Source organism: Fuscibacter oryzae (genome assembly GCF_016765795.1).
In the GTDB taxonomy this organism is placed as follows: domain Bacteria; phylum Pseudomonadota; class Alphaproteobacteria; order Rhodobacterales; family Rhodobacteraceae; genus Fuscibacter; species Fuscibacter oryzae.
In genome coordinates this window covers 128,574-137,937 of record NZ_JAESVP010000009.1, presented here as the reverse complement: position 1 = coordinate 137,937, position 9,364 = coordinate 128,574, and the positions used below count along the sequence as shown (strand labels likewise).

The following is a 9,364-nucleotide window of genomic DNA, read 5'->3' as shown; positions in this document are numbered from 1 at the left end:
CTGTTCCCTGATCATCCCGATAATCTGCGCCTCGGTGAAACGGCTTTTCCTCATGTCGTCTGCTCCTTCTCAGGTTGGGCAGACTCTACATCACAGCGAGGGAACTTCCGGGGGGCAGGTCAAGGCCGTTGCCACATCTTCCGCTTTGTTCCGAAATGACAAAGAACGCCAGACGCGAGGCGTGCGATTGGGGGCTCCAACATAAGAAGCCGTGCGGGAACAAGGCTCGCGCGGCTTATCCGTGAACAAAGGCCCCTCGCGCCTGCCGAAAGGTGGATGGAGTGGTGGATTGAGAAATGAAAAAACCTGCAACCCTTTGAGGGTGCAGGCTTTTTCAGACTTAAATGGTGCCCAGAAGAGGACTCGAACCTCCACGCCTTGCAGCGCTGGTACCTGAAACCAGTGCGTCTACCAATTCCGCCATCTGGGCACGCTTCAGTGCGGCGGGATTTAGCTGTGCCTTTCGGGGGTGTCAACAGGGGTCGCGCGTTTTTTCGTCGCAAGCCGCAGCGCGGCAATGGGCCTTGCCGGGGCGGGGGTGTGGGGCTATTCAGAAACAGGTTTCAGCACTGCGCCAAAGGGTTCCCCATGAGCAAGCTTGTGACGATCATCGGCGGTTCGGGTTTTGTCGGTCGCTATATCGCGCGCGGCATGGCCAAAGAAGGCTGGCGCGTGCGCGTCGCCGTCCGTCGCCCGAATGAGGCGCTGTTCGTCAAGCCCTATGGTGCCGTGGGTCAGGTAGAGCCGATCCTGTGCAACATCCGCGATGATGCCAGCGTTCTGGCAGCGATCCGGGGCGCGGATGCAGTGGTGAACTGCGTCGGCACCTTTGACCGGATGGGCCGCAACACCTGCGAGGCGGTGAACGCCGAGGGTGCTGCCCGCGTGGCGCGGATTGCCGCCGCCGAAGGGGTTGGCGCGCTGGTGCATATTTCGTCCATCGGGGCGGATGCCGCGTCGGCCAGCAGCTATTCCGCCTCAAAGGCGCGTGGAGAGCAGGCGATACTGGCGGCCTTTCCCAAGGCGGTCATCCTGCGGCCTTCGGTGATTTTTGGCCAGGAAGACGGGCTGTTCAACCGCTTTGCGGGTATGTCGCGGCTGGGGCCGGTGTTGCCGCTGGTGGGGGGCAACACCCGCTTTCAGCCGGTTTATGTGGGCGATGTGGCCGCTGCCGCAGTCAAAGGTGCGACGGGCGCCGCTGCACCGGGAGTTTACGAGCTAGGCGGGCCGGATGTGGATAGCCTGAAGGGGTTGGTTGCCAAGATGCTGGTGGTGATCCGCCGTCGTCGTCTGGTTCTGAACCTGCCGTTCTTTGTGGGTTCGATCATTGGCACATTGGCCGATTTCGGATCGGCGCTGACCCTTGGGCTGGTGCGGAACACTCTGTTGACGGCTGATCAGGTGCGCAGCCTGAAGGCGGATAATGTGGTGACGCCGGGCGCGAAAACGCTGTCCGATCTGGGCATTATTCCAACCGATCTGGATGCCGTGCTGCCGGAATACCTGTGGCGTTATCGCCCCGCCGGGCAGTACGCCGCCATCACCGAATCGGCCAAGAACCTGCGAAAGGCCTGACCCCGTGGATCATCTCGGAATTTCCGCCCTTCTTGGTCTGCTGGAGGGGCTGACCGAGTTTCTTCCCGTGTCGTCCACCGGGCATCTGTTGCTGGCCAGCCATTTTCTGGGCTTTGACAGCGCCGGAAAGACCTTTGAGGTCGTGATCCAGTTGGGGGCCGTGCTGGCGCTGATGACGGTTTATGCCGCCAAGCTGTGGCAGGTTTTTTCCACCGCGCATCGTGATCCGGCCAGCCTGCGGTTCATCATCTCGATCCTGCTGGCGTTTCTGCCCGCCGTAGTGGTCGGCGTTCTGGCGCATGATTTCATCAAGCGCGTGTTGTTCGAAACCCCGATGCTGATTGCCGTGATGCTGATTCTGGGCGGGGTGCTGCTGCTGTTCGTGGATCGGCTTGCCCCCCCGCCCGAAGATTTCGACGCCAGCGCCCTGCCGCTGCGCAAGGCGCTGCTGATCGGGTGCGCGCAATGCCTGGCGATGATTCCCGGCGTTTCGCGATCCGGCGCCACCATTGTCAGCGCGCTGTTCCTGAAGGTGGAAAAGCGTGCGGCGGCAGAGTTTTCGTTCTTCCTGTCGCTGCCCACTATGGCGGCGGCGGTGGGCTATGACCTGCTGAAAAGCCGCGACATGCTGGATTTTTCAGCATGGAGCCAGATCGCGGTGGGGTTTGTGCTGGCCTTTGTGACTGGCGTTGTCGTGGTGAAATGGTTGTTGGGCTATGTTTCCAAGCATGGCTACGCGCTGTTCGGCTGGTGGCGAATCATCATCGGCAGCGTTGCATTGGTGGCGCTGTTGCTGGGGCGCTAGGCTAATAGGTATGCTGTACTGACATATTTTCGCAGTCTGGGCAGCATAAAAACTCCATCACCTCTATAAAACCGACAAATAGGTAACTCATACTGACTTTTATTTGTCGATGCCTTGGCATATCCCTTCCCGGCGATCATTTTTTCGAAGGGCGCAGCCATGGCCACGCAGAAGATGCTGAAGTTCGTTACCCTCGGGAAAGAGATGCCCGAAAAGCGTGAGGCGACTGCGCGCAGCCACGACTTCAACGAAATCTATCGTGAGTTTGCCGAGGCCAAGGCCGCCGAACAGGCCAGCCGGTGCAGTCAGTGCGGCGTGCCCTATTGCCAGGCGCATTGCCCCCTGCACAACAACATTCCCGACTGGCTTCGCCTGACCGCCGAAGGCCGGTTGCAAGAGGCCTATGAGATTTCGCAGGCTACCAACACTTTCCCGGAAATCTGCGGCCGCATCTGCCCGCAAGACCGTCTGTGCGAGGGCAACTGCGTTATCGAAAACTCGGGCCATGGCACGGTCACCATTGGTTCGGTTGAAAAATACATCACCGATACCGCGTGGGAGCAGGGCTGGGTCAAGCCGATCCTGCCCCATGCTGAACGCGGCGAGTCGGTTGGCATCATCGGGGCCGGTCCGGGCGGGCTGGCGGCGGCGGATATGCTGCGCCGCAAGGGCGTGCAGGTTACGGTTTATGACCGTTATGACCGCGCGGGCGGCTTGCTGACCTATGGCATTCCCGGCTTCAAGCTGGAAAAGCCGGTGGTGATGCAGCGGATCGAGCAGTTGGAAAAGGCGGGCGTCACCTTTGTGATGAATTGCAAGGTGGGCGAGGACATCAGCTTTGACGCCATCCGCGGCCAGCACGACGCGGTGCTGATCGCGACCGGCGTTTACAAGGTGCGCGCGATCGAGGCCCCCGGCTCGGGTGCAGCTGGTATCGTCAAGGCGCTGGATTATCTGACCGCCTCGAACAAGAAAAGCTTTGGCGACGATGTGCCCGAATACGACGACGGCACGCTGAATGCCGCAGGCAAGCGCGTGGTGGTGATCGGCGGCGGCGACACGGCGATGGACTGTGTGCGCACCGCGATCCGTCAGGGCGCCACCTCGGTGAAATGCCTGTACCGCCGCGACAAGGCCAACATGCCGGGTTCGCAGCGCGAAGTGCAGAACGCCGAAGAAGAAGGTGTGGAGTTCGTCTGGCTGTCGGCCCCCAAGGGCTTTGCCGGGGGCACCAGGGTTGACGGCGTGATGGTGCAGAAAATGCGCCTTGGCCTGCCCGATGCCACAGGCCGCCAGTCGCCCGAGGTGATCGAGGGCGCCGATTATGTCGAACCCGCAGATCTGGTGGTGCAGGCGCTGGGCTTTGAGCCGGAATCGCTGCCGACCCTTTGGGGCGTGCCTGAACTGGCGGTGACCCGCTGGGGTACCATCAAGGCCGATTTCCGCAGCCATGCCACCAGCCTGCCCGGCGTCTATGCGGCGGGCGACATCGTGCGCGGGGCTTCGCTGGTGGTCTGGGCCATCCGAGACGGGCGCGAGGCGGCGGAGGCGATTCTGGACTATCTTGCCCATGCCCCGGCCGTGGCGGCCGAGTGACCCGTTAAACGCGTCTGCCCCGGCGGGCAGGCCAAAGATCAGTCAAAGGACGACGGCAATGCGCAACGTGATGATCCTTGCCCTTGCAATGGTGGCACCGGCAGCGGCCCGGGCGGGCAGCTTTACCCCGCCGCAGGGCTGCACCACCCATCTGACCGTGCAGTCTCGCGGCTGCTATGTGGCCAATTACTACACCTGCGAGGCCGACCCCAAGGGCGACCAGTGGCGCGCCGATTTCGATCAGGAGGGGATGTTCTTCCTGTCGCATATCGACAGCGAAACCCAGTGGGTCGAAAGCATCGAAATGAATCCGACCGTGACCCAGCGGCTGGACCCCGGTGCCAAAGACCCAGCCAGTTTTTCCAATCTGCTGACCACCGGGCGCGACGATTTCAACTTTTCGCTGTCGAAGGACAATGGCGAGCATTCCAATGTTGCTGGCTATGACCAGTTGACAGGCAAGACCGCCGTGATCAATGGCGTGACACTGGAAGAAACCCAATACGAATACGCCGAAACCGATGATGCGGGGACCGTGCTGCGTAAGTCGCGCGGCCACGAATACATCAGCCGTGACTGGCGTCTGTTCTTTTCGGGCCATTCCGAATGGTGGGATGGCGCCAATTGGCAGCCGCTGGAAGGCAGCCCTGCCGCCTTCATCCTGCCGGGTGAAAAGGGCTTTGCCGCCACCCAACCGATTTTCGACTGTGACGCCCAGATGTCGGCGCTTGAGGTGCCTATGTTGCACCGTGCCGCCCTTTCCGTCGCCCCGTCTGCCAGCCCGAAGGAGTAAGCCATGACGATCTATGATGAAGCCTGGGGTGCCGAATATGTCCGCGCCGAGGAAGAAAAGCGCGCTTGGCTGGATGCGAACGGTCTTTACAAAGCCGATGATGAGCATTCGTCCTGCGGTGTCGGTCTCGTGGTGTCGATTTCCGGCAAGCCGACGCGCAAGGTGGTGGAAAACGGCATCAATGCGCTAAAGGCGATCTGGCACCGTGGGGCGGTGGATGCCGATGGCAAGACGGGCGACGGCGCGGGCATTCATGTGCAGATCCCGGTCAAGTTCTTCTATGATCAAGTGCGCCGCACCGGGCATGAGCCGGATACAAAAAAGCTGATCGCGGTGGGCCAGGTATTTCTGCCCCGTACCGATTTTGGCGCGCAGGAACGCTGCCGGACCATCGTGGAAACCGAAGTCCTGCGCATGGGCCATTACATCTATGGCTGGCGGCATGTGCCGGTGGATACCAGCGTGCTGGGCGAAAAGGCTAATGCGACGCGGCCAGAGATCGAACAGATCCTGATCCGCTGTGAGGATGGTGCGGACCCTGAGCAGTTCGAGCGTGAGCTGTACATCATCCGCCGCCGCATCGAAAAGGCGGCGACGGCCGCGGGCATTCAGGGGCTTTACCTGTGTTCGCTGTCCTGCCGCAGCATCATTTACAAGGGCATGATGCTGGCGGAACAGGTGGCGGTGTTCTACCCCGATCTGATGGATGACCGCTTTGAATCCTCCTTCGCCATCTATCACCAGCGCTATTCCACCAACACCTTCCCGCAGTGGTGGCTGGCCCAACCCTTCCGCATGTTGGCCCATAACGGCGAGATCAACACGCTGAAGGGCAACGTCAACTGGATGAAAAGCCATGAGATCCGCATGGCCTCATCGGCCTTTGGCGACATGGCCGAAGACATCAAGCCGATCATCCCCGGCGGCACGTCCGACAGCGGCGCGCTGGATGCGGTGTTCGAGGTGCTGGTGCGCTCTGGCCGGTCGGCCCCGATGGCCAAAACCATGCTGGTACCAGAGGCATGGTCGAAGGCCACCACCAACATGCCCAAAGCCTGGGCCGATATGTATTCCTATTGCAACTCGGTGATGGAGCCTTGGGATGGCCCGGCGGCGCTGGCCATGACCGATGGCCGCTGGGTCTGCGGTGGGCTTGACCGCAACGGCCTGCGGCCCATGCGCTATGTCATCACCGGCGACGGGATGCTGATTGCCGGGTCCGAAGCCGGCATGGTGCCGGTCGATGAAACCACGGTGCGCGAAAAAGGCGCGCTGGGGCCGGGGCAGATGATTGCCGTCGATATGCTGGAGGGCAAGCTTTACCACGATACCCAGATCAAGGACCGTCTGGCTGGCAGCCAGCCCTATGGCGATTGGGTCGGCAAGATCGTCGATCTGAACGCCCTGCTGAAAGACGTGCCGGAAAAGGCGTTCTTTGCCGGGGCCGATCTGCGCAAGCGCCAGATCGCGGCGGGTTATACGGTCGAAGAACTGGAGCAGGTTCTGGCACCCATGGCCGAAGACGGCAAGGAAATGGTGGCCTCGATGGGCGATGACACGCCCGCTGCGGTGCTGTCCTCGGTTTACCGCCCGCTGTCGCATTTCTTCCGCCAGAACTTCAGCCAGGTGACGAACCCGCCCATCGACAGCCTTCGCGAAGGCCGGGTGATGAGCCTGAAGACCCGGTTCGGCAACCTGAAGAACGTGCTGGACGAAAACTCCAGCCAGACCGAGATTCTGGTGCTGGAAAGCCCGTTCGTCGCCAATGCCGAGTTTGAGGTTCTGGTTGACCGTTTTGGCGCGCAGGTGGCCTATATCGATTGCACCTTCCCCGCCACGCCGGGGCTGGATGATCTGCGTCTGGGGCTGGAACGTATTCGCGCCGAGGCTGAGGATGCCGTGCGCTCTGGCGCGGGCCAGTTGGTGCTGACCGATGAGCATCAGGGGCCGGGCAAGGTGCCGATGCCGATGATCCTTGCCACCAGCGCCGTTCATAGCTGGCTGACAAGGAAGGGGCTGCGGACCTTCTGTTCCATCAACGTGCGGTCAGCGGAATGTATCGACCCGCATTACTTTGCGGTGCTGATCGGTTGCGGAGCAACCACGGTGAACCCCTATCTGGCGCAGGATTCCATTTCTGACCGGATCAGCCGGGGCCTTTTGGAAGGCAGCTTGCTGGATGCAATGCGGCGCTACCGCGATGCCATTGATGCGGGCCTGTTGAAGATCATGTCCAAGATGGGCATCTCGGTCATCTCGTCCTATCGCGGGGGCCTGAACTTCGAAGCTGTGGGTCTGTCCCGCGCCTTGGTGGCCGAATATTTCCCCGGCATGCATAGCCGCATTTCGGGCATCGGTCTGCACGGGATCGAGCAGAAGCTGGAAGAGGTTCACGCCCGTGGCTGGCTGGGCGGCAGCGATGTGCTGCCGATTGGCGGGTTCTACAAGGCGCGGCGGTCGGGCGAAAAGCACGCCTGGGAGGCGCAGACGATGCACCTGCTGCAATCGGCCTGCGACCGCGCGTCTTATGATCTGTGGAAGCAGTATTCGGCCGCAATGCGGGCGAACCCGCCGATCCATTTGCGTGACCTCTTGGACATCAAACCCCTGAGCAAGCCGGTTCCGATCGAAGAGGTCGAATCGATCACCTCGATCAGGAAGCGGTTCGTGACGCCGGGCATGTCGCTGGGCGCCCTGTCGCCAGAGGCGCACAAGACGCTGAACGTCGCCATGAACCGTATCGGGGCAAAGTCTGACAGCGGCGAAGGCGGTGAAGACCCGGCGCATTTCCTGCCCGAAGCCAATGGGGACAACCCGTCGGCCAAGATCAAGCAGGTCGCCTCGGGCCGGTTCGGCGTAACAGCCGAATACCTGAACGCCTGTGAAGAGCTGGAGATCAAGGTCGCCCAAGGTGCCAAGCCCGGCGAGGGCGGCCAGCTTCCGGGTATGAAGGTGACCGAACTGATTGCCCGGCTGCGCCATTCCACCAAGGGCGTGACGCTGATCTCGCCCCCGCCGCACCATGACATCTATTCCATCGAAGACCTTGCGCAGTTGATCTATGACCTCAAGCAGATCAACCCGCGCGCCAAGGTGACGGTGAAGCTGGTGTCGTCGTCCGGTGTGGGCACGATTGCGGCGGGCGTGGCCAAGGCCAAGGCCGATGTGATTCTGGTGTCCGGCCATAACGGTGGCACCGGGGCATCCCCGGCCACCAGCATCAAATACGCTGGCCTGCCGTGGGAAATGGGCCTGACCGAGGCGCACCAGGTTCTGGCGATGAACAACCTGCGTGACCGCATCACCCTGCGGACCGACGGGGGCCTGCGCACGGGCCGCGACATCGTGATGGCCGCGATGATGGGGGCCGAGGAATACGGCATCGGCACCGCCGCGCTGATCGCGATGGGCTGCATCATGGTGCGTCAGTGCCAGTCGAACACCTGCCCGGTGGGCGTCTGCGTGCAAGATGAACGCCTGCGCGCCAAGTTCACCGGCACGGCGGACAAGGTGGTGAACCTGATCACCTTCTACGCCCAGGAAGTGCGCGAGATCCTTGCCAGCATTGGCGCGCGGTCGATGGATGAAATCATCGGTCGGGCCGACCTGCTGTCGCAGGTTTCGCGCGGGTCGGCGCATCTGGATGACCTGGACCTCAACCCGCTGCTGATCTCGGTCGATGCGATGCAGAAGATCACTTATGACCGGTCCAAGCCGCGCAACCATGTGCCCGACACGCTGGATGCCGACATCATCAAGGACGGTCACCGCTTCTTTGAAGACGGTGAAAAGATGCAGCTGTCCTATGCCGTGCGGAACACCAGCCGCACCATCGGCACGCGGTCGTCCAGCCATATCGTCAAGAAGTTCGGGATGCGCAACAACCTGCAACCCGACCATCTGACGGTAAAACTGACCGGATCGTGCGGGCAGTCGCTGGGGGCCTTTGCGGTCAATGGCCTGAAGATCGAGGTGATGGGCGACGCAAACGATTATGTTGGCAAGGGCCTGTCGGGCGGCACGATTTCGGTGCGCCCTGCCATGGAAAGCCCCCTGAAGGCCGAGGATAACACCATCATCGGCAATACGGTGCTTTACGGCGCAACCGACGGTTACCTATTTGCCGCAGGGCGCGCGGGTGAACGGTTCGGCGTGCGCAACTCTGGTGCCAAGGTGGTGGTTGAAGGTTGTGGGTCGAACGGTTGCGAATATATGACCGGCGGGATTGCCGTGGTCCTTGGCCGGATCGGCGCAAACTTTGGCGCGGGCATGACCGGCGGTATGGCCTATGTCTATGATCCGACCGGCGTGGCCGAGGATTTCATCAACCTTGAAAGCCTTGTCACCTGCGGCATCGGCCATGCCCATTGGGAGGCCCAGTTGAAAGGTTTGATCCAGCGTCATTTTCAGGAAACCGGCAGCCGCAAGGCGGAACGGATTCTGGCAAACTGGGAGGCCGAGCGGCCGAATTTCCTGCAAGTCTGCCCCAAGGAAATGCTGATCCATCTGCCCCATCCCCTGTCGGATGAGGTGGCGAAGGTTCCGGCGGAATAATCCCTGCCAAAGCATGTTGATCAGGCCCCCTTCTCGGGGGC

Annotated in this window: 5 protein-coding genes and 1 tRNA gene; 5 read left to right on the top strand and 1 reads right to left on the bottom strand. The window is 61.6% G+C overall.

Translation table 11 applies throughout. The features are described from left to right. Positions 1-345: 345 nt before the first annotated feature. Positions 346-430: transfer RNA gene (locus JI744_RS16290), tRNA-Leu, on the bottom strand. Between the two features lie 158 nt (positions 431-588). Here JI744_RS16290 and JI744_RS16285 point away from each other — a divergent pair. The 5 genes from JI744_RS16285 to gltB all read left to right on the top strand — a co-directional run bounded on the left by JI744_RS16285 (position 589) and on the right by gltB (position 9,323). Next, positions 589-1,575 (top strand): complex I NDUFA9 subunit family protein, encoded by a 987-nt coding sequence (locus JI744_RS16285; protein ID WP_202662218.1) that lies wholly within the window; start codon positions 589-591, stop codon positions 1,573-1,575. Positions 1,576-1,579: 4 nt separating this feature from the next. After that, a complete protein-coding gene (locus JI744_RS16280) occupies positions 1,580-2,380 on the top strand; it encodes an undecaprenyl-diphosphate phosphatase (protein WP_328757452.1) in 801 nt (266 codons plus the stop codon). Between the two features lie 159 nt (positions 2,381-2,539). Next, positions 2,540-3,976, top strand: coding sequence for an NAD(P)-dependent oxidoreductase (locus JI744_RS16275; RefSeq protein ID WP_202662215.1), 1,437 nt, complete (start codon positions 2,540-2,542; stop codon positions 3,974-3,976). 58 nt (positions 3,977-4,034) lie between these two features. Further along, on the top strand, positions 4,035-4,769 hold the full coding sequence (locus tag JI744_RS16270; RefSeq protein WP_202662213.1) for a hypothetical protein: 735 nt from the start codon (positions 4,035-4,037) through the stop codon (positions 4,767-4,769). Between the two features lie 3 nt (positions 4,770-4,772). Continuing rightward, positions 4,773-9,323, top strand: coding sequence for a glutamate synthase large subunit (gltB, locus tag JI744_RS16265; protein WP_202662211.1), 4,551 nt, complete (start codon positions 4,773-4,775; stop codon positions 9,321-9,323). The last annotated feature ends 41 nt before the right edge of the window (positions 9,324-9,364 follow it).